Raw genomic sequence first — 20,409 nt, forward strand, 5'->3', positions numbered from 1 at the left:
ATCGGGGGCGGTTGCCATTGCTCGTCCTACCTTCTTGCGATTCTTACAGCGCTTCCGCGCCGGAAATGATTTCCACCAGTTCGGTCGTGATCGCGGCCTGGCGGGCTCGGTTGTACTGGATGCTGAGACGCTTGATCATGTCGCCGGCGTTGCGCGTGGCGTTTTCCATCGCGGTCATGCGGCTGCCTTGCTCGGACGCGGCATTCTCCAGCAGCGCGCCGAAGATCTGGATCGCGATGTTGCGCGGCAGCAGGTCGGCGAGGATCGACTCCTCGTCGGGCTCGTATTCGACCGCGGCACCGCCGTCGCTCACCACCGAATCGTCGTTCGCGGGCAACGCAACCGGGATGATCTGCCGGCCGATCGGCTCCTGCACCAGTGCCGACTGGAAGCGCGCGTAGAACAGGTGCGCGACGTCGAACTCGCCCGCTTCATAGCGGGCGATCACATCGTCGGTGATCGCTTTGGCGTCAGCGAAGGCGACCGTCTTGATGTGGCTCATCTCATGATCGACCACGACCTGAGTCGGGTAGAAGCGCTTGATGACGCGCCCCTTCTTGCCGGCAACGTAGATCTTGACGGTCTTGCCGGCCTTTTCCAGTTCCTCGGCCTTGCGGCGCGCGGCGCGGACGATGTTCGAGTTGAACGCACCCGCGAGGCCGCGCTCGGAGGTCGCGACGATGAGTAGATGGACCTGGTCGCGGCCCGTGCCGGCCAAAAGCTTCGGCGAGGATTCGCTCACCGTCACCTTCGATGCGAGGCTCGCCATCACGCGCTCCAGCCGGCTCGCATAGGGGCGCGCGGCGATTGCCGCTTCCTGCGCACGGCGCAGCTTGGCGGCGGCGACCATCTTCATCGCCTTGGTGATCTTCTGCGTCGACTTCACCGAGCCGATGCGGATCTTGAGGGCCTTCAACGACGCCATTTAGCTTCCCACTTCGTCATCCCAGCGTAAGCTGGGATCTTGTGCCTCTGGCCGCGCGCTTGCGGCCGGAGACCCCAGCTTGCGGGCACCTATCGAAGTGATACTTCGATGGGACCCGGGCTGGGGTGACGGACTTTTACGCAAACGTCTTCGCGAACGCGTCGAGCGCAGCCTTCAGCTTTCCCTTGGCCTCGTCGCCGAGATCCTTGGTGTCGCGGATCAGGCCGAGCACGTCGGCATGGTTCGCGCGCAGATCCGCGAGCATCGCCGCTTCGTAGCGCACCACGTCGCCGACCGACACGGTGTCGAGATAGCCTTGCGTGCCCGCGAAGATCGACGCGGTCTGCTCCTCGAACGGCAGCGGGCTGAACTGCGGCTGCTTGAGCAGCTCGGTCAGGCGCGCGCCGCGGTTGAGCAGCTTCTGCGTCGAGGCGTCGAGGTCCGAACCGAACTGCGCGAACGCCGCCATCTCGCGATACTGCGCCAGCTCGAGCTTGATCGAGCCCGACACCTTCTTCATCGCCTTGGTCTGCGCGGCCGAGCCGACGCGGCTGACCGACAGGCCGACGTTGATCGCCGGGCGGATGCCAGCGAAGAACAGATCGGTTTCAAGGAAGATCTGGCCGTCGGTGATCGAGATCACGTTGGTCGGGATGTACGCCGAAACGTCGCCCGCCTGAGTCTCGATGATCGGCAGCGCGGTCAACGAGCCCGAGCCATTGGCCTTATTCATCTTCGCCGCGCGCTCGAGCAGGCGCGAGTGGAGATAGAACACGTCGCCGGGGTACGCTTCGCGGCCCGGCGGGCGGCGCAGCAGCAGCGACATCTGACGATAGGCGACCGCCTGCTTGGAGAGATCGTCGAACACGATCAGCGCATGCATGCCGTTGTCGCGGAAATACTCGCCCATCGCGGTGCCGGTGTAGGGCGCGAGGAACTGGAGCGGGGCGGGGTCCGATGCGGTCGCGGCGACCACGATCGAATAGTCCATCGCGCCATTCTCGGTCAGCGTGCGGACGAGCTGCGCGACGGTCGAGCGCTTCTGGCCGACCGCGACGTAGATGCAGTAGAGCTTCTTGCTCTCGTCATCGCCGGCGTTCGCGGTCTTCTGGTTGATGAACGTGTCGATCGCGACGGCCGACTTGCCGGTCTGGCGATCGCCGATGATGAGCTCGCGCTGGCCACGGCCGACGGGAACGAGCGCGTCGATCGCCTTGAGGCCGGTCTGCACCGGCTCGTGAACCGAGGTGCGCGGGATGATGCCCGGTGCCTTCACTTCGACGCGGCTGCGCTGGTCGGTCACGATCGGGCCTTTGCCGTCGATCGGGTTGCCGAGGCCATCGACGACACGGCCGAGCAGGCCCTTGCCGATCGGAACGTCGACGATCGTGCCGGTGCGCTTGACGACGTCACCTTCCTTGATCTCCGAGTCCGACCCGAAGATCACGACGCCGACGTTATCGGCCTCGAGGTTGAGCGCCATGCCCTGCACGCCGTTCGAGAATTCGACCATCTCGCCCGCCTGGACGTTGTCGAGCCCATGAATGCGCGCGATGCCGTCACCAACCGACAGCACCTGGCCGGTTTCGGAGACTTCCGCCTCGGTGCCGAAGCTGGCGATCTGGTCCTTGATGACCTTCGAGATTTCTGCGGCGCGGATATCCATTGTCAGCCTTTCATCGCGTGCGCGAGCGTATTGAGACGGGTCTTGATCGACGAATCGATCATCTGGCTGCCGATCCTGACGACCAGCCCACCGAGGAGCGAGGGATCGACCGTGAGGTCGACGGAAACATCGCGGCCGACCCGCGTGCGGAGCTGCTGCTTGAGCGCATCGACCTGATCGTCGCTCAGCGGGTGCGCTGAGGCGACTTCGGCGGTCGTCTCGCCACGGAAGTTGGCGGCGAGATCGCGGAAGGCGCGGATCACGGCGGGAAGCTGCGACAGCCGGCGGTTGTCGGCGAGCACGCCGAGGAACTTCTTAGTCGTCGCGTCCAGACCGAGTTCGTCGGCGACGGCGGCGGTCGCGTTGGCGGCGTCCTTGCGCGACACCAGCGGGCTTTGCGTCAGGCGCTTGAAATCGTCCGACTGGTCGAGCGCGGCGCGCACCGTCGCGAGGCTGGCCTCGACGGTGTCGATTGCCTTGGTCTCGCGTGCCAGTTCGAACAAAGCCGTCGCGTAGCGACCGCTTAAACTGGCTTGAATACCGCCGGATGTCTCCACGCGATCAGGTTCCTCAGGTAAGGGCGAACAAAAGATGGCCCCATGCAATAACAAGGCTGGCGCAGACGCGCCTGCCGATGGGTTGGCGGGCGGTTAGCATCGGGTTCCGCAATGCGCAAGCCGGGCGAAGCGGTCAAGACCTGTGGATAGTTACGGCGCGGCCGGTGAGGCAATCGGCACGCCGCCGGGATGAATTCAGCGGCGTATCACGGGTGGTTGCGCACCCAGCACCGCAGCCGTGTAGTTCTCGATGACTTGCGAGAATGGCGTGCCGTCGGGCAACACCAGCACCGCGCGGTTCTCGATTACCCGCGCCGGGATCACGAGGCTTTTGGCGGCGCGATCTTTGATAGCGCTATCACCGGCTTGCGTGTCCCAGGTGTCGCCAAGTGGCGCCCACAGGATGCGCGAGCCGAGTGCCACGCGATGAAAGCCGAGCGGCCGGACGATTCGCCCGAACGACACGTCGGTCGAATCGAGCGCGCGGTTCATCTCCGGCGTCAGCCGTGCCGGCACGTACCAATTCTCCGCCACCGACAGCACGCGCGCGCCGCAGCGCAGATGGACGAGACGGTAGCGCACCGGCTCGTCCGCGCCGACGTGAAGCGCCGCGCGCACCTCGGGTGGGGCGGGGCGCTCCGCCCCCGGCTGCCGGTCCGCGACGATCTGCGTGCCGGCCGGCGCGAGGCCGTGGCGAACGCACCAGTCGTCGAGCACCAGAGTCGCGCTGTCGTGAGTCAGCAGCGCGAGTTCGAGGTCCTGCACCATCGCCAGCGCCGCCAGCCGGGCGACGCGCGTATCGGGCCAGGCGGCATCGGCGGCGGTCGCAACCGGCGTGGGGGGCAGGGCGGGCATTCGCTCCCGCTACAGGCAACCCGGCTTTGACCGCAAGCGGCGGGATGTGACGCGCCGGGCGACGCGCCTATACCGGCGCCATGCCCGAGCCTCTCCCTATAGACATCGACGCCGCCTGGACCGCCTTCGACGCGCGCGACCGCCGCCGCGACGGGCGTTTCGTCGTCGCGGTCCACACCACCGGTATCTATTGCAAGCCGAGCTGCCCGGCGCGGCGCCCCAAGCGCGAAAACGTGTCGTTCTACCACGATGGCGCCGAGGCGCAGGCGGCGGGCTACCGCGCCTGCCTGCGCTGCAAGCCCGACGATGCCGCGCGTGACCGGGTGGCCGTCGCGCAGGCGATCGCGCTGATCGAAGCAGAGGCGGCGACCGGGCTGGAGGCGCTGGCGGCAGCGGTCGGCTACGCCCCGCACCATTTCCACCGCCTGTTTAAGCGCGCGACCGGCGTCACGCCCGCCGCGTATGCGCGGGGCCTTCGCGCCACCCGCGCCGCACAGGCGCTCACCGAGGAGAATAGCGTGACCAACGCGATCTACGAGGCGGGCTATTCCGCGCCCAGCCGCTTCTACGAACAGGGCGCGACCCGGCTCGGCATGAGTCCGAGCGCCTGGGCGAAGGGCGGCGCTGGCGCGGTGATCCGCTGGACCATCGCCGCCACCAGCATCGGCCCGATGCTGGTCGCCGCCACCGACAAAGGGCTGTGCCGCGTCTCGTTCGACGAAGGCGAGGCGGCGTTGCGCGCGCGTTTCCCCAACGCGGAGATCGTCCCCGGCGGCGCCGCGCTCGCCGATCTCGCCGCGCGCGTGGTCGCGGCGGTCGAATCGCCCGATCGCGACATGGATTTGCCGCTCGACGTGCGCGGCACCGCGTTTCAGGAGGCGGTGTGGCAGGCGCTGCGCGATATCCCGCTCGGCGAAACGCGCAGCTACCGAGAGCTCGCCGCCGCGACCGGCCACCCGCAGGCGGTGCGCGCGGCGGGGACGGCATGTGGCGCCAACCCGGTCTCGATCGTCATCCCCTGCCACCGCGCGCAGCGTGCCGACGGCTCGATGGCCGGCTACGCCTGGGGGATCGATCGCAAGGTCGCGCTGCGCAAACGCGAGGGCGTGGAATGAGCGGGTTCGTGATCCGCGGGCTCGATCCCGCGCCGTTTCGTGGCCTGTATGGCCAAAGCGATGTCGCACTGGCCGAGCAGGGTGTGGTGCGGATGCGGGTGGATGCCGCGCCCGGCTTTCCTTGTCGCGTGACGCTTGAGGATGTCGCCCCCGGCGCGGATGTGCTGCTGCTCAACTTCGAACATCTGCCGGTGGCGACGCCGTACCGTTCGCGGCACGCCATCTTCGTGCGCGAGGGCGCCGATGCGCCGGCGGTCTTCGAGGATGTCGTGCCCGATGTCCTCGCCCGCCGGCTGCTGTCGCTGCGCGCGTTCGACGCGGCTGGCATGATGACCGATGCCGATGTGATCGACGGCACCGATCTCGCGCCGTTGATCGCGCGGATGTTCGCCGATCCGGCGGTCGCGTATCTGCACGCACACAACGCCAAGCGCGGCTGCTTCGCGGCGCGGGTCGACCGCCGCTGAGATCGCGCGTCGCCTACCGCGACCGCCAGCCGATTGCTCGCGCACGCGCTTCGGCCGCGGCGTCGAACGGATCGCCCGACATTGCGGCTTCCGCATCGGCCATGATCGCGGCGTCCTCGGACCCGGCCTGACGATATTCGGTCGCCGCCGTCCCGGCCCGGGCGCGAGTCTCGCGCAAAACCCAGGCATCCCCGTCACGACAGGCGATGCCGCCGAGCGCCGGCGTCGCGAACGTCCGGCAGATGGCGCCCGATCGGTCGCGAAAGGTGACGCGCACGCGAGTCGTCGCCGCGCTGTCCTGAGTCGATGCGAGCTGCGTGTTGAGCGCGTGGTCGAGGCTGCCCGAGGCGATGAGCGCGCCACCCCGGCTCGTCACCGCCGCGCCGCCGCCAAGCTGCCCGCCGAGGAATAGCCCCAGCGCCAGACTCGCCGCGATCGCGCCGCCCACCGGCCAGCCGCTCCACTTGCGCGGGCGCCGCCGCGCCGCCCGCGCCGAAGCGAGGTCCGCCACCTTGGGGGCTTCGATCGCCGCCAGCAGCGGCTTCGGCACGGGTTCCGCCGCGACCGGATCGAGCGCCTGCGCGAGCGTGGCGCGTAACGCGCGATGCCGCGCCACCGTCGCGGCGGCTTGCGGGTCGGCGGCGATGGCGCGCTCGACCCGCTTGGCCGACAGCGGATCGAGTTCGCCATCGGCATAGGCCATCAGCATCTCGGGATCGATCTCGCCACTCATGCCGCGTCTCCCAGCGTTCGCATCAAGGCTTCGCGGCCGCGCACAAGCCGCGACGTGAGCGTACCCATCGGTATCTCCAGCACCATCGCCGCCTCCTTGTACGCGAGCCCCTCGACCAGGACGAGCGCGACCGCCTCGCGCTGGTCTGGCGGCAGCATCGCCATCGCACGGCCGACGTTGCCGAGTTCGACCCGCGCCTCGATCGCGCGGTCGCCGGCGTCGCCGACGCTTTCACCAGCTTCGGCCGCCACGAAGGTCTCGCCGCGCCGCCTGGTCGCGCGGGCGGTGTCGATCCAGGCGTTGCGCATGATACGGTACATCCAGCTATCCAGTCGCGTTCCGGGTTGCCATTGGTCGCGCGATTTCAGCGCGCGCTCGATGGTCGCCTGACACAAATCGTCGGCGTCGGCGGGCGCGAAGGCGAGCGAGCGGGCGAACCGCCGCAGACGCGGCAGCAGGCCGATCAGTTCGTCCTCGAAACGCACCCGCCATGTCCTTTCGCCTGCCGACAGGGATGAAACGGATGTCCCGATCCGTTTCATCCCGGACATGACAGATTTTCCCGATCCGCCTAGGGTCGCGCGCACGATGAAGCGCGTGCTGATCCCTGCCTTGCTGCTGCTCGGGACGCCCGTAGCGGCGCAAGTGGCGTTGCCGCGCGTGGCCGATATCGTGAACGACACGCTGCGCGGCGTGACCGATACGGTGCGGGCGGCGCCCGAACTGCCATCGGCGGTCGTCGCGCTGGCGCAGGCCCGGCTGGACCGGATCACCACGTTGGTGCGCGAACATCGCACCGAACTGGCGCGCGACGATCACGGCGATCCCGCGCGTGCCGGCACCGTTCTGGTCAGCGACCCCGATGACACGCTGGTCGCGGCCGCGACGCAGGCGGGCTTTACGCTGGCCGAACGCGGCGCGTTGGAGGGGCTCGACATCGGCTATGCCCGGTTCGACGTGCCACGGGGCAAATCGATGGTCGAAGGGCTCCGCGCGATGCGCCGGCTCGCCAAGGGCCGCGATGTCTCGGCCGATCAAGTGCATTTCGAGAGCGGCGCGGTCGCCGTCGCAGCGACGTCCGGCGGGACGGCCGCGCAAGGGAGCGTGTCCGGCGCGATCGGGATGATCGACGGCGGGGTGGCGATGGTCGACGGCCCGGTCGTGCAACGCGGCTTCGCGTTGGGCGCGCCGTCGTCGGACGACCACGGCACCGCGATCGCATCACTGCTGATCGGCGGGGGCGGCGTGCGGGGCGCGGCTACGGGCGCTCGGCTGTACGCGGCGGACGTCTACGGCAAGGACGCCGCTGGCGGCAATGCGCTCGCCATCGCGAAGGCTTTGGCATGGCTCGCCAGCGAACATGTGCCGGTGACGGTCATCAGTCTGGTCGGCCCTGCCAATCCCTTGCTCGCGCGCGTGGTGCAAGCGGTGCAGGGGCGGGGCATGATCGTGGTTGCGGCAGTCGGCAACGACGGGCCGGCCGCGCCACCGTCCTATCCGGCGTCCTATCCCGGCGTGATCGCGGTGACCGGCGTCGACGGGCGCGGGCGCGCGTTGATCGAGGCGGGGCGCGCGCTGCACCTCGACTATGCGGCACCGGGCGCGGATATGCTCGCGGCCAATGCGCAGGGGCGTGGCGTGGCGGTGCGTGGCACCTCGTTCGCCGCGCCGCTCGTCGCCGCCCGTCTCGCGCGTTTCGCCGCCGACGGCAAGGCGGCGGCGCTGAAGGCGGCGGACGGCGAAGCGCGCAAGGCCAAGCCGGCCAGCCGCTATGGACGCGGGATATTGTGCGAAGGGTGTCGGACAGCCGCGAAATAAGTTTTTCGTCGCCGCGGATTAAACGCCCGGCGGCACCCGTTCTTCCTGTGAGGGCGCCGATGCGGCGCCCGCAAGACCACAGGAAGGATGGCATCATGAAGACGTTCCTTATCGGTACGACAGCGATCGTTCTCGCCTTCAGCGCGGTTCCAGCGTCGGCGCAGTTGCTCGGCGGGCACGGCGGACTGGGTGGCGGGCTGGGCGGCGCGCTTGGCGGAGGATTGGGCGGTATCGCCGGCAACGGTACGGGGATGCTCGGCGGTACGCTGAACGGCACTTCGACTGTTTCCCGCAGCCTGCGTTCGACGACGCAGGGCACGCTCGACAATACCGCATCGACCAATGGCTCGACCAAGGTCGATCGCCGCAAGGGCAATGTATCGGCCAGCCGTTCGGTGGATGGCACGATCGGCGGGACCGTCGCCAACGCGACCGGCCCCGCCAGCAGCGCGGCTTCGGGCAATGCCAGCGGTTCGGCGTCCGGCAGCGGCAGCGCGCAGTTGATCGGCACCGATGCGATCGGAAACGCGGCACGCGGCGCGGTCGGCTCCGCGCGCAATACCGTTGGCGCCGCCGGGAACCAGGCTGGCACCGCGGTCGGCACGCTTCGCGATCGCGCCGCCAACCTTACCGGCTCGGGTACGGCGAACGGATCGGCGACCGGCGGCGCTTCGGGCGGCGCGGATAGCGGCTCGGACGGCCTCGGGCTGGCGGGCAACGGCGATGCGGCGGGATCGGGCGGCTTCACCGTCACGCGTGGCATGAAGGTGCGCGATGCCGCCGGCAGCGTGATCGGCCGCGTCAACGCGGTGGCGACCGACGCGCGCGGTCGCATCGAGACGATCACGATGAAGGTCGGCAACAAGCTCGCCACGCTGCCGGCCGCCAATTTCAGCGGCAACGGCAATTTGCTCGTTTCGGCGATGGGGCAGGGCGAGATCCAGAACGCCGCGAAATAAGCGCGCGTCTGAAAGACACTTCGAAAAGAATGCTCCGGCCCGGGCGACAGCGCCCGGGCCGGAATTCGCAGGGTTACGCCGCCAGCTTGCGCAGCACGTACTGGAGGATGCCGCCGTTGAGGAAATACTCAAGCTCGTTGACGGTATCGATGCGACAGCGCGTCTTGAACGTTTCGACCGTGCCGTCGGCGCGGGTGAGCGTCACGTCGACGTCCTGACGCGGGCGGATCTCGGCGACCTTCATGATCGTGAAGGTCTCGCTGCCGTCGAGCTTGAGCGTCTGGCGCGTCACACCCTCAGCGAACTGCAGCGGCAGCACGCCCATGCCGACCAGGTTCGAGCGGTGAATCCGCTCGAAGCTCTCGGTGATGACCGCGCGCACGCCGAGCAGGTTGGTGCCCTTCGCCGCCCAGTCACGTGACGATCCGGTGCCATATTCCTTGCCTGCGATCACGACGAGCGGGGTATGATCCGCCTTGTAGCGCATCGCCGCGTCGTAGATCGGCATCGTCTCGCCGGTGGGGACGTAGTTGGTCACGCCGCCCTCGATGCCGGGCGTCATCTCGTTCTTGATGCGGATGTTGGCGAAGGTGCCGCGCATCATCACTTCATGGTTGCCGCGGCGCGCGCCGTAGCTGTTGAAGTCCGCCTTGCTCACCTGATGGTCGAGCAGGAACTTGCCGGCGGGGCTGTCCGCCTTGATCGAACCGGCCGGCGAGATGTGGTCGGTGGTGATCGAGTCCGCGAAGATCGCGAGCGGCCGCGCCTCGATGATGTCCTCGGTCGGCACCGGGGTCATCGTCATTCCCTCGAAATACGGCGGGTTGGCGACATAGGTCGATCCGGCGCGCCATGCGTAGGTGTCCGATCCGGTCACGTCGATCGCCTGCCAGCGCGCGTCGCCCGAGAACACGCTCGCGTAGCGCGACTGGAACATCGCACGGTCGATATTGGCGTCCATCAGCTCGCGGACCTCGGCGTTCGAGGGCCAGATGTCCTTGAGGTAGACGTCGCTGCCATCGGTCGCCTGACCGATCGGGGTGGTGGTGAAATCCTCGACCACGGTGCCCTTCAGCGCATACGCGACGACCAGCGGCGGCGAGGCGAGGAAGTTGGCGCGCACGTCCGGCGAGACGCGGCCTTCAAAGTTGCGGTTGCCCGACAGCACCGAGGCGGCGACGATGTCGTTGCCGTTGATCGCCTTCGAGATCGGCTCGGCGAGCGGACCCGAATTGCCGATGCAGGTGGTGCAGCCATAGCCGACCAGATTGAAGCCGACCGCGTCGAGATCGGCGCTGAGGCCCGACTTGTTGAGATAGTCGGTAACGACCTGCGAACCCGGCGCGAGCGAGGTCTTGACCCACGGCTTCGGCTTGAGGCCGAGCGCATTGGCCTTGCGCGCGACGAGGCCGGCGGCGACCAGCACCGAGGGGTTCGAGGTGTTGGTGCAGCTCGTGATCGCGGCGATCACCACGTCGCCGTCGCCGATGTCGTGGTCGCGGCCATCGACCGCGACGCGCTTGGCGCTGCCGTGGCCATAGACCTTGACGAGATCGGCGTTGAACGTGTCGTCGACTTCGGTGAGGATCACCTTGTCCTGCGGGCGCTTGGGTCCGGCGAGCGACGGCACGACGTTCGCCATGTCGAGCGTGAGCGTGTCGGTGAAGACAGGATCGGGCGCATCCGCCACGCGCCAGAAGCCCTGCGCCTTGGCATAGGCTTCGGTCAGCGCGATCTGGTCCTCTTCGCGGCCCGTCAGGCGCATGTACTCGAGCGTGGCGTCGTCGATCGGGAAGAAGCCGCAAGTCGCGCCATATTCCGGCGCCATGTTGGCGATCGTCGCACGGTCGGCGAGGCTGAGCGCGTCGAGGCCGGGGCCGTAGAACTCGACGAAGCGGCCGACCACGCCCTTGGCGCGCAGCATCTGCGTGACGGTGAGCACGAGGTCGGTCGCGGTGATGCCCTCGGCGAGCGTGCCGGTCAGCTTGAAGCCGACCACTTCGGGGATCAGCATCGAGACGGGCTGGCCGAGCATCGCCGCTTCCGCCTCGATCCCGCCGACGCCCCAGCCGAGCACGCCGAGGCCGTTGACCATCGTGGTGTGGCTGTCGGTACCGACGCAGGTGTCCGGGTAGGCGATCTTCTTGCCGTCAGGCGCGACCGAGGACCACACCGCCTGCGCGATGTTCTCGAGGTTGACCTGATGGCAGATGCCCGTGCCGGGGGGCACGACCTTGAAATTGTCGAGCGCCTTGCTGCCCCACTTGAGGAACTCGTAGCGCTCGTTGTTGCGCTGATATTCGAGCTCGACGTTATCCTCGAACGCCTTGGGCGTGCCGAACTCGTCGACCATGACCGAGTGATCGATGACGAGATGGACGGGCACCAGCGGGTTGATCTTGGCCGCGTCGCCGCCGAGCTTGGTGATCGCGTCGCGCATCGCGGCGAGATCGACCACGCAAGGAACGCCGGTAAAATCCTGCATCAGCACGCGCGCCGGGCGATACTGGATCTCGCGGTCCGAACGCTTGTCGATCTGCCAGTCGATGATCGCCTGGATGTCCTCGGCGGTGACGGTCACGCCATCCTCGAAGCGCAACAGGTTTTCGAGCAGCACCTTCATCGAGAAAGGCAGGCGGCTGATGTCGCCGAGCTTTTCCGCCGCCGTGGCCAGGGAGTAATAATCGTAGGCGATTCCGTTCACGTCGAGCGTGGCGCGGGTGCCGAGCGTATCCTGGCCAATGGCGGTCATGCGGGTCCTTCCCATGTGAAGCCCCGTGACGGGAGCGCGGCGGGAAGACGACCGGGTAGGCCGCACGAGCGCGCCCCGGCTAGGGCGAATGCAAGAGTCGCGGGTGGCCTTAGCAATGGTGCGCGCAATGGGGAAGGGTGTGCGGCGCAGCAAATTGCGCGTCGCCGCGAACCATCGCTCGCGGAGACGTGCTATTGCGATGAACTCGCATCAAGCATGACCTATACTGTGGCATGCTAGGCGCCGACAAGCTTTTGTATGAGTTTATCGGCGCGGCCCAGCAATGTTTTCTTACAGGCTTACGGGCAGGTCGATCCCGCGCCGCCATCCAGATCGAGGCAGCGGCCATCGGGCAGCGGCGCTGTCACCGGCAAATGGATCGCGGCGGCGAGCGTCGGCATGATATCGACCGTCTCGACCGACAACGGCTGTTCGAAGCCGGTCATCCCCTTGCGCCAGAACAGGATCGGCACGCGCCGGTCATAGTCCCAGAAGCTGCCGTGAGTCGCGACATAGCCGTGAGTCGGGTCGGGGATCGGCATCACGCGCGGCTTGAGCGCGACGACGATGTCGCCCGAATGCAGCGGGTTATACGATGCCTTGGCGCGCATGATGAGCGGCCACGTCTCGGGCGGGCCGGCGGGGGCGGGCGAGGCGGCGATCTCCGCGCCCGAGAAGGCGGCGGCGACCTGCGGATTGGCGCGATAGATTTTGAGCGCTTCGGCCAGCACGGCGTCATGCTGCGGCTTGGTCAGCTTGGGGTCGATCCACAGGTCGCCCGACCCCGATTCGCCGAACAGCACTTGTCCCGGCAGCTTGAGCTTGGCCGCGACCGCGTCGCTCACCGCCTTCGTGGTGAACGCCGGGTCGATCCGCACGGCAGTCGGCGCGGCATGTTCGCGGTTGCGCTCGGGCACGTCGTGGCCGCCATGATCCGCGGTCAGCACGACGAGGTAATCCACGCCGGTCTGGTCGAGCTGGTCGAACAATTCGCCGAGCGAATGGTCGAGGTTGGCGAGCTGGATGCACATCTCGGCGCCCTCGGTGCCATAGGTGTGGCCGACATAATCGGTCGCGGCGGCGCCGATATCGATGATGTCGGTCGCGGGGCCGGTGCCGAGCTTCATGTCGCGGACCATGCCCGCCGCCAGCGCGAGGATGGCGTTGTCGAACTCAGGCGACGCGCGGAACTTGGCGCGGTTGCCAGCGTCGCGCTCGAAATGGCCCGACCCGACCGTCTTGCCGCCGCCGATCGGGATGGCACGGTCGCGGCTCGTGCAGAAATCGGGCACCTCGAACGCGCCCTGTGCTTCGGCGATGCGCGCGTTGACGATCGCGTTGGTGCGCGTGACGATCGCGGGCGTCTTGCGCCCGGCGTAGCTGACGAAATTCTTGCCGTCCCACCACCAGATCTCGTCGAGCGTATCCTTGTGCCCGCCCATCATCACCGCCGAACGATCCTTGCCCGAGACCGACACGTTGCGCACCGCCGGGTTCGCGGTCTTCATCCGCTCGCCGAGCGTCGGCACGAGCAGATGCTGGTCGGAGACGGTATACGCCTCGTGCGTGCTGCCGGGGATGGTCTCGTCCTCGGCGCAATAGATCACCTTGTCGGCAAGCGGCGATTTGAGGTTGTACCAGCTATTGGCGATGATGCCGGTACGCGCCGGGCGGAAGCCGGTGAGGATCGTCGAATGGCCGGGGCACGTCTCGGTCGCGGCGTGGCTCTGGTAGCCCGAGGGGAACACATCGCCGGTCAGCAGCCGCGCGAACCCGCCGGTGAAATGGTTGCGATATTCGGCGAACAGATCGGCCGAAAATTGATCGACCGAGATCGCGACGATCAGCTTGGGCGGCGTCTCGGGCGAGGGGGCGGGCGCCGCCGTCTGGGCCGCGAGCGGCGCGCCGACCAGCGCTAACGAAAGGGCCAACGCGATCAGGGGCAGGGAGGTGAGGCGATTCATGGCTTTCCTTTCGCGGCGTAACGAAGCACTCCCGCGCGCGGCTATGGCCGAGACGTGGTTTGCCGACAAGGACTGCCCGATGCGTGTGCTTCATTACCTGTTCGTGACGGTCCTCGCGTTCTTCGCGGCAAGCGCGGCACATGCCGACGCCCCCGGCGCGATCGGGGACGGCCCGCACCTCGCGATCCGGCTGGTTGCGGAGAGCACAACGCCGACGGGGGGCAGCACGGTCACGCTCGCGCTCGACACGCGGCCCGAACCCGGCTGGCACGGCTATTGGCAGAATCCGGGCGATGCCGGCTTCCCCGCCAAACTCGACTGGAGCTTGCCGAAGGGCGCGACCGCCGACGCGCCGGTCTATCCAGTGCCCGAACGGCTGCTCGTCGCAGGGCTGATGAACTATGTGTTCGAAAAGCCCTATGCGCCGCTGGTGACGTTGCATGTCCCGGCCGGGCTGGCGGCAGGGACGGCGCTGCCGGTCAAGCTGCACATGTCCTATCTCGTCTGCACGCAGACCGTGTGCGTGCCCGAATCGGCGGATCTCGCGATCGACCTTACCGTCGGCACCGGCGCGGTGACGGCGGAGACTCGTGCGCGCTTCGACGCATGGCGTCGCGCGATCCCCAAGCCGATCGGCTCGGCGGCGACGTTCCAGTCCGCGAACGGCGCGTTGCGGATCGCGGTGCCTTATCCGGCCGGCGCACCGCTCGCCGACGCCTATTTCTATCCGCTCTCGACCGGGCTGGTCGATTATGCCGCCGCGCAGACGATCACGCGCGATGGCGACCGTATCGTCATCGCCACCAAGCCGGGCGCGGGCGGGAGCGGAGCGCTGACCGGCGTACTGGCGATCGGCGGCGGGCAGGGGCTGGTCGTCTCCGCAAAGCCCGGCGCCGTGGCCGCCGCGAGCGCCGCACCCACCGAAGCCCCCGCCAACGGCGCGCTGCTCGCCGCCCTGATCGCGTTCGGCGGGGCGATGCTCGGTGGGCTGATCCTCAATATCATGCCCTGCGTCTTCCCGATCCTGAGCCTCAAGGCGCTGAGCCTCGCGCGCGGACATCTCGACGAGCGCTCGGCGCGGCACGAGGCGCTCGCGTATACGGCGGGCGTGGTCGCGGTGTGCGTGGCGCTGGGTGCGATCATCCTCGGCTTGCGCGCCGGCGGCAGCGCGGTCGGCTGGGCGTTCCAGTTGCAAGACCCGCGTGCGATCGTCGTGCTGCTGCTGCTGGTCGTGGCGCTGTCGCTCAACCTCGGCGGGCTGTTCGAAATCCCGACGCCGCGCTTCGTCAACGCGGCGGGCGGGGCGGGCGGCGCGTTCATGACTGGCGCGCTGGCGGCGTTCATCGCCACGCCCTGCACCGGCCCGTTCATGGGCGCGGCGCTCGGCGCGGCCTTGGTGCTGCCGTGGTATGCCGCGCTGGCGGTGTTCGCCGGGCTTGGCATCGGCCTCGCGCTGCCGTTCCTCGCGCTCGGCTTCGTGCCAGGCTTGCGCAAGCTGCTGCCGAGGCCCGGCGCGTGGATGGAGACGTTCCGCCGCATCCTCTCGATTCCGATGTGGCTCACGGGAATCGCGCTCGCATGGGTGCTGGGGCGGCAAATTGGGGTGAATGGTCTGGCGGCGGGCATGGTCGCCGCGCTGGCGGTGGCGCTGCTGTTGTGGTGGGGCGGCCTGCGGCAACGCAAGGGCAAGCCATTCGGCGTGGCGGCATTGATCGCGATCCTCGCGGTCGCGGGTTTTTCCGGTGCATCGATCGCGCGGTTCCACGCGGCCCCGGCGGCAGTCGCCAGCGTCGGCGAGGAAGCGTTCAGCGAAACCAAGCTCGCGCAACTCCGCGCCGCCAACCGCCCGGTCTTCGCCTATTTCACCGCCGACTGGTGCCTAACCTGCAAGGTCAACGAGAAAGCCGCGATCGAGACCGACGCCACCCGCGCCGCCTTCGCGAAGAAGAACGTCGCCGTGCTGGTCGGCGACTGGACCAACGGTGACGCCGCGCTTGGCCGCTTCATCGAGGCGCACAACCGCGCCGGCGTCCCGCTGTATCTCTATTACGCCCCCGGCGCCGCCGAGCCACAGGTCTTGCCGCAGGTGCTGACATCCGGGATGCTGGCGGCGCTATGATGATCCGCCACACCCTCGCCGCGCTGCTCGCGCTCGTCGCCAGCCCGGCGCTGGCGGGGTCGCCCGCCAGTTGGTCGCAGCCGATCGCGCCGTTCCACATCGTCGGCCCGGTCTGGTACGTCGGCACGCGCGGACTCGCCGTCTACGCGATCAAGACTGATGCCGGCGCGATCCTCGTCAGCGGCCCGCTCGCGCAGAGCGCGCCGTTGATCGAGCGCAACCTCAAGAGCATCGGCATCGCGCCCGCGCAGCTCAAGCTGATGCTCAATTCGCACGCCCATTTCGATCATGCCGCCGCCTTCGCGGCGCTTCGCCATGATACCGGCGCGCGGCTGGTCGCCTCCGCCGCCGACGCGCCAGCGCTGCGGCGCGGGCGTCACGAAGCCGACAACACCAACGGCCACACCCGCTTCCCGCCCGTGCCGGTCGATCGCATCGTGCGCGACGGCGAGACGATCCGGCTCGGCAGTGTCGGCATCACCGCCACGCTGACGCCGGGCCACACCCCCGGCTGCACCACCTGGTCGATGCCCGTCGCCGAGCGCGGACGGACGCTGCGCGTGGTGTTCCCGTGCAGCATCACCGTCGCCGATAACGTCCTCCACGGCAATCGCGCCTATCCGGGCATCGTCGCCGATTATCGCCGCAGTTTCGCGCGGCTGGCGGCGATGCCCGCCGACATCGTCCTGCCGATGCACCCGGAGATCGCCGACGTGCTCGGACGCGAGGCGCGCGCGCAGGCCGGCGCGGGTGTCGGCGCGTTCGTCGATCGGGCCTTGCTGGGCCGGATCGTCACCGAGGCGCGGGGCGATTTCGACAATAAGCTCCGCGCTGAGGGTTTCTCCGCAAGAAAGCGTCTTGTGCGGCGCAATAATCCGTCGCAGCATGGTTCCAACGGCACTTAGGAGCGTTACCAGTTCGATGGGAATACGACAGGCGTTCGACGAGATCATGGGGCAGGCCGGGTCGACGACACCCAGATCCGAACTCGCGGCGCTTGGCACCTGGATCGAGGGGACGTCCGACGCCGATCTGCGCCGCCGCCAGCAATCCGCCGAGGCGACCTTCCGCCAGCTCGGCATCACCTTCGCCGTCTATGGCGACAGCGACGCCAGCGAACGCATCATCCCGTTCGACATCGTGCCGCGCATCTTCCTCGCCAGCGAATGGGCGCGGCTCTCCGAAGGGCTGGTCCAGCGCGTCGAGGCGATTAACGCCTTCCTCGAAGACATTTACGGCGACCAGCGCATCCTCAAGGACGGCGTGCTGCCGACCGACCTGATCCTTGGCAACCCGCAATTCCGCCCTGAGGTCGCCGGCATCCGCCCGCCGCACGGCATCTGGGCGCATATCTGCGGGATCGATCTCGTCCGCACCGGCCCCGACGACTTCTACGTGCTCGAGGATAACGCCCGCACCCCCTCGGGCGTCAGCTACATGCTCGAAAACCGCGAGGCGATGCTTCGGCTCTGCCCCGAACTGTTCCACCATTTCCGCGTCGCGGCGGTCGATTCCTATCCCGATCGGCTGCTCGAAACGATGCGCTCGGTCGCGCCGGGCAACGTCGCGGCGCCGGTCTGCGTGGTGCTGACGCCGGGCCATTACAATTCGGCCTATTACGAACACAGCTTCCTCGCCGATTCGATGGGGATCGAACTGGTCGAGGCCGCCGATCTCGTCGTCGAAGACAATTTCGTGTGGATGCGCATGATCGGCGGGCTGGTGAAGGTCGACGTGATCTACCGCCGCATCGACGACGATTTCCTCGATCCGTTGGTGTTCCGCCCCGATTCGATGCTCGGCGTGCCCGGCCTGATCGGCGCCTATGCCGCCGGCAACGTCGCGCTTATCAACGCGCCGGGCAACGGCATCGCCGACGACAAGGCGATCTACAGCTACATGCCGGAAATCGTGAAATATTATTCGGGCGGCGAGGCGAAGCTCCCCAACGTCGAAACCTGGCGCTGCCGCGAACCGCAGGCACTCAGCTATGTTCTGGATAATCTCAAGGATGTCGTCGTCAAACTGGTCGACGGATCGGGCGGCTACGGCATGCTCGTCGGCCCCACCGCGACCCGCGCCGAGATCGAAACCTTCCGCGCCGCGCTCGTCGCCGAGCCGCACCGCTACATCGCCCAGCCGACGCTCGCGCTCTCGACCGTGCCGACGCTCGGCGAAGCCGGCCTAGCGCCGCGCCATGTCGATTTCCGCCCGTTCGTCCTCACCGGATCGCGCGGCGTTCAGGTCGTGCCCGGCGGGCTGACGCGGGTCGCGCTCAAGGAAGGATCGCTCGTGGTCAATTCGTCGCAAGGCGGCGGCACCAAGGACAGTTTCGTGCTGATGGACGATGGCGCGATGACGCAATCGCAGGGTGCGGGCGGCATGTCGCAATCGATGGGCGGCATGACCCAGAGCCTGGGCGGCAAGTGATGCTCGCGCGCACCGCTTCGTCGCTGTACTGGCTCGGCCGCTATGTCGAGCGCGCCGATTTCATCGCGCGGCTCGTCGAGGCGACGATCCGCCTCGACGCGCTCTCGCCGCGCCCGGCCGGGCGGGTGGCGTGGGAAAGCGCGCTCGCCGTCACCGACACCGTCGCCGCCTTCGCCAAGACCGGCGAAGAGGTCGGGCAGGATTCGGTCGCGCGCTTCCTCACGCTCGATTCCACGCATTCCGGTTCGCTGGTCCGCTCGCTCGATCTGGCGCGCAACAACGCGCGCGCGGTCCGCACCTCGCTCACCCGCGAGGCGTGGACCGGCATCAACCAGGCGTGGCTGCTGTTCCAGAACCGCGCGATGCCCGGCGGCGCCGCCGCGACTCTCGCGCTCGCCGAAGCGGTCAAGACCGCGACGCGCGGCTTCGAAGGCGCGATCCACCGCATGCTGCGCAACCAGACGACGTGGTTCATCCGGCTGGGGCAAGCGGTCGAACGCGCCGACAACACCGCGCGGCTGCTCGACGTCAAATACCACATCCTGCTGCCCGCCGGTGAACCCGTCGGCGGCGTGGTCGATCGCGACCAATGGACGACGATCCTGCAAACCGTCTCCGCCGTCACCGCCTATCGCTGGCTCTATTCCGAAGGTCTGCAGCCCTCGAACGTCATCGACCTGCTCATCGCCCGCGCCGAACTCCCGCGCAGCCTCGCCGCCTCGGCGGAGGAAACCGTCGAAATCCTCGACCTGCTCGCCAAGCGCACCGGCATGCACGGCGAAGCCGACCAGATGGCGCGCAACCGCCAGGCGCGTATGCTCAAGACCCACTCGAAAGAGGTGATCGCTGGCGGGCTGCACCAATATCTCGAACGCTTCCTCGCCGAGAATGACGACCTGCACTTCGCGATCGCGGGGCAGTTCAAGTTCGGGTGAGGGCGTGCGTTTGGTGCTGGCTTGGTGCTCTACCGAAGGCTGATTGCGCGCAAGCCCGGCATTAGTGAGCGACGTCGTTGTGCCACGTTACGGGGATAGTTTCGCCATTGCATCGTGTGGCGTTGAGGCGTGTCAAGGAGAGGCAGGCATAATGCGTAGTCTAAAGCTTGCGGTATGCTGTTTATTGATCGGTGCTGCGCCAGCGGAGGTGCCACTCGGCAAATTTCAGGCTTGGTCTTCTTATAAGAAAACACCCGTCGACTTCATTTCGGATGGGCTGAAAGTGCATGTAGAGGCGTTGCCGTGTCCAGTCCGACCTATCGGGGAAAGTACCTGTGGCTCAGACGGGTTCAACAACCAAGCCATTGTGACCGTTAGCGGGCCACGCTCAGCATCGCTATCGGTGACCACAGACCCAAGCAGTTCCTACGCGCGGATCGCAGTAGTGCGGTTTAGGCGGAGTGACTCCCGTGCGGGTGTCATCATAGAGAGCCAGTCCGGCGGCTCTGGTGGCAACATGACGATTCAGTTGCTGATCCCAAATGGCGACAGCTACCGTGCGGTTGCAGTGGGTCATCACGACGGAGGAGACCTCCAGGGAGAGTTGGCGGATTTTCCCACTGACCTGTCCGGGGACGGCATAATTGACCTGAAATTGGGCGATGGTGCGTTCGACTCGGCGTTCGGCTGCAATGCTTGCACCCCTCGTCCACCCAAGCTGTTGGCGGTGAAGGAAGGCGCAGTCGTTGACGAAAGTCGCGACCCTGCTCTGCGTAGCGTGTTTTCCAAGGATATGGCGCGGCTGGCGCCAATATGCCTGTCAAAGGCACCGGGCCGAAATGGTGCCTGCGCCGCTTATGTGGCAGATGCCGCGCGTGCGAGGCGGTTCAAAGCAGCTTGGGCGGCGATGCTGAAGCATTACGAGCACGATCAGGAATGGTGGCAGCCTTGTAGTGTTCCCATGACTGCGCTGACGGATGGCCGATGCCCGAAAGCGAGCCTCAAAACCTTCCCGGACGCTCTTCGTGCGTTTCTCATGAGAACTGGTTACCTTCCTCAGTCACCTTCCGGTTCAGACACAACGCCCAAAAGCTGACCGGCGATGCGGAACCTT

Annotated in this window: 17 protein-coding genes; 9 read left to right on the forward strand and 8 right to left on the reverse strand. The window is 67.6% G+C overall.

Translation table 11 applies throughout. The features are described from left to right. Window positions 1-43: 43 nt before the first annotated feature. The 4 genes from J0A91_RS12250 to J0A91_RS12265 all read right to left on the reverse strand — a co-directional run bounded on the left by J0A91_RS12250 (window position 44) and on the right by J0A91_RS12265 (window position 4,003). Window positions 44-925 (reverse strand): F0F1 ATP synthase subunit gamma, encoded by an 882-nt coding sequence (locus tag J0A91_RS12250; protein ID WP_069205144.1) that lies wholly within the window; start codon window positions 923-925, stop codon window positions 44-46. Between the two features lie 136 nt (window positions 926-1,061). Next, the gene (gene atpA, locus J0A91_RS12255; RefSeq protein ID WP_069205145.1) at window positions 1,062-2,591 is read right to left on the reverse strand and encodes a F0F1 ATP synthase subunit alpha; all 1,530 of its coding nucleotides are present in this window, start codon (window positions 2,589-2,591) and stop codon (window positions 1,062-1,064) included. 2 nt (window positions 2,592-2,593) lie between these two features. Continuing rightward, window positions 2,594-3,148 (reverse strand): F0F1 ATP synthase subunit delta, encoded by a 555-nt coding sequence (locus J0A91_RS12260; protein WP_069205146.1) that lies wholly within the window; start codon window positions 3,146-3,148, stop codon window positions 2,594-2,596. A gap of 195 nt (window positions 3,149-3,343) precedes the next feature. After that, window positions 3,344-4,003, reverse strand: coding sequence for a hypothetical protein (locus tag J0A91_RS12265; RefSeq protein ID WP_069205147.1), 660 nt, complete (start codon window positions 4,001-4,003; stop codon window positions 3,344-3,346). A gap of 80 nt (window positions 4,004-4,083) precedes the next feature. Between J0A91_RS12265 and ada the strand changes: the two genes are divergently transcribed. Together ada and J0A91_RS12275 are read left to right on the forward strand one after the other, a co-directional pair. Further along, on the forward strand, window positions 4,084-5,118 hold the full coding sequence (ada, locus tag J0A91_RS12270) for a bifunctional DNA-binding transcriptional regulator/O6-methylguanine-DNA methyltransferase Ada (RefSeq protein WP_069205148.1): 1,035 nt from the start codon (window positions 4,084-4,086) through the stop codon (window positions 5,116-5,118). Continuing rightward, window positions 5,115-5,585, forward strand: a complete 471-nt coding sequence (locus J0A91_RS12275; protein WP_069205149.1) for a DUF1203 domain-containing protein — start codon at window positions 5,115-5,117, stop codon at window positions 5,583-5,585. Before ada ends, J0A91_RS12275 begins: the two co-directional genes overlap by 4 nt. Before the next feature lie 13 nt (window positions 5,586-5,598). Here the strand turns inward: J0A91_RS12275 and J0A91_RS12280 are convergent, their stop codons facing one another. Further along, a complete protein-coding gene (locus J0A91_RS12280; RefSeq protein ID WP_069205150.1) occupies window positions 5,599-6,318 on the reverse strand; it encodes an anti-sigma factor family protein in 720 nt (239 codons plus the stop codon). After that, window positions 6,315-6,803: a sigma-70 family RNA polymerase sigma factor gene (locus J0A91_RS12285; RefSeq protein WP_069205151.1), complete on the reverse strand. Its 489-nt coding sequence runs from the start codon at window positions 6,801-6,803 to the stop codon at window positions 6,315-6,317. Before J0A91_RS12285 ends, J0A91_RS12280 begins: the two co-directional genes overlap by 4 nt. A gap of 64 nt (window positions 6,804-6,867) precedes the next feature. Between J0A91_RS12285 and J0A91_RS12290 the strand changes: the two genes are divergently transcribed. Beyond that, complete coding sequence (locus J0A91_RS12290) at window positions 6,868-8,136, forward strand: S8 family serine peptidase (RefSeq protein ID WP_150126906.1); 1,269 nt, start codon at window positions 6,868-6,870, stop codon at window positions 8,134-8,136. 95 nt (window positions 8,137-8,231) lie between these two features. Next, on the forward strand, window positions 8,232-9,095 hold the full coding sequence (locus tag J0A91_RS12295) for a hypothetical protein (protein ID WP_069205153.1): 864 nt from the start codon (window positions 8,232-8,234) through the stop codon (window positions 9,093-9,095). Between the two features lie 73 nt (window positions 9,096-9,168). Here the strand turns inward: J0A91_RS12295 and acnA are convergent, their stop codons facing one another. Next, window positions 9,169-11,847: an aconitate hydratase AcnA gene (gene acnA / locus J0A91_RS12300; RefSeq protein WP_069205154.1), complete on the reverse strand. Its 2,679-nt coding sequence runs from the start codon at window positions 11,845-11,847 to the stop codon at window positions 9,169-9,171. A gap of 299 nt (window positions 11,848-12,146) precedes the next feature. Beyond that, the gene (locus J0A91_RS12305) at window positions 12,147-13,811 is read right to left on the reverse strand and encodes an alkaline phosphatase family protein (protein ID WP_069205155.1); all 1,665 of its coding nucleotides are present in this window, start codon (window positions 13,809-13,811) and stop codon (window positions 12,147-12,149) included. Between the two features lie 79 nt (window positions 13,812-13,890). Between J0A91_RS12305 and J0A91_RS12310 the strand changes: the two genes are divergently transcribed. From J0A91_RS12310 to J0A91_RS12330, 5 genes are all read left to right on the forward strand, one after another. Continuing rightward, window positions 13,891-15,930 carry a protein-disulfide reductase DsbD family protein gene (locus tag J0A91_RS12310; RefSeq protein ID WP_069207272.1) on the forward strand — a complete coding sequence of 680 codons (2,040 nt, stop codon included), beginning with the start codon at window positions 13,891-13,893 and terminating at the stop codon, window positions 15,928-15,930. Beyond that, the gene (bla, locus tag J0A91_RS12315; RefSeq protein ID WP_083224948.1) at window positions 15,930-16,835 is read left to right on the forward strand and encodes a subclass B3 metallo-beta-lactamase; all 906 of its coding nucleotides are present in this window, start codon (window positions 15,930-15,932) and stop codon (window positions 16,833-16,835) included. The genes J0A91_RS12310 and bla overlap by 1 nt, the downstream gene beginning before the upstream one ends. A gap of 16 nt (window positions 16,836-16,851) precedes the next feature. Then, entirely contained in the window at window positions 16,852-18,360 is a 1,509-nt protein-coding gene (locus J0A91_RS12320) for a circularly permuted type 2 ATP-grasp protein (protein WP_069205157.1), read from the forward strand. After that, on the forward strand, window positions 18,360-19,295 hold the full coding sequence (locus J0A91_RS12325) for an alpha-E domain-containing protein (RefSeq protein ID WP_069205158.1): 936 nt from the start codon (window positions 18,360-18,362) through the stop codon (window positions 19,293-19,295). Before J0A91_RS12320 ends, J0A91_RS12325 begins: the two co-directional genes overlap by 1 nt. Before the next feature lie 517 nt (window positions 19,296-19,812). Further along, window positions 19,813-20,391: a hypothetical protein gene (locus tag J0A91_RS12330; RefSeq protein WP_150126907.1), complete on the forward strand. Its 579-nt coding sequence runs from the start codon at window positions 19,813-19,815 to the stop codon at window positions 20,389-20,391. Window positions 20,392-20,409 lie beyond the last annotated feature (18 nt).

The organism is Sphingomonas panacis (genome assembly GCF_001717955.1).
Lineage (GTDB): Bacteria > Pseudomonadota > Alphaproteobacteria > Sphingomonadales > Sphingomonadaceae > Sphingomonas > Sphingomonas panacis.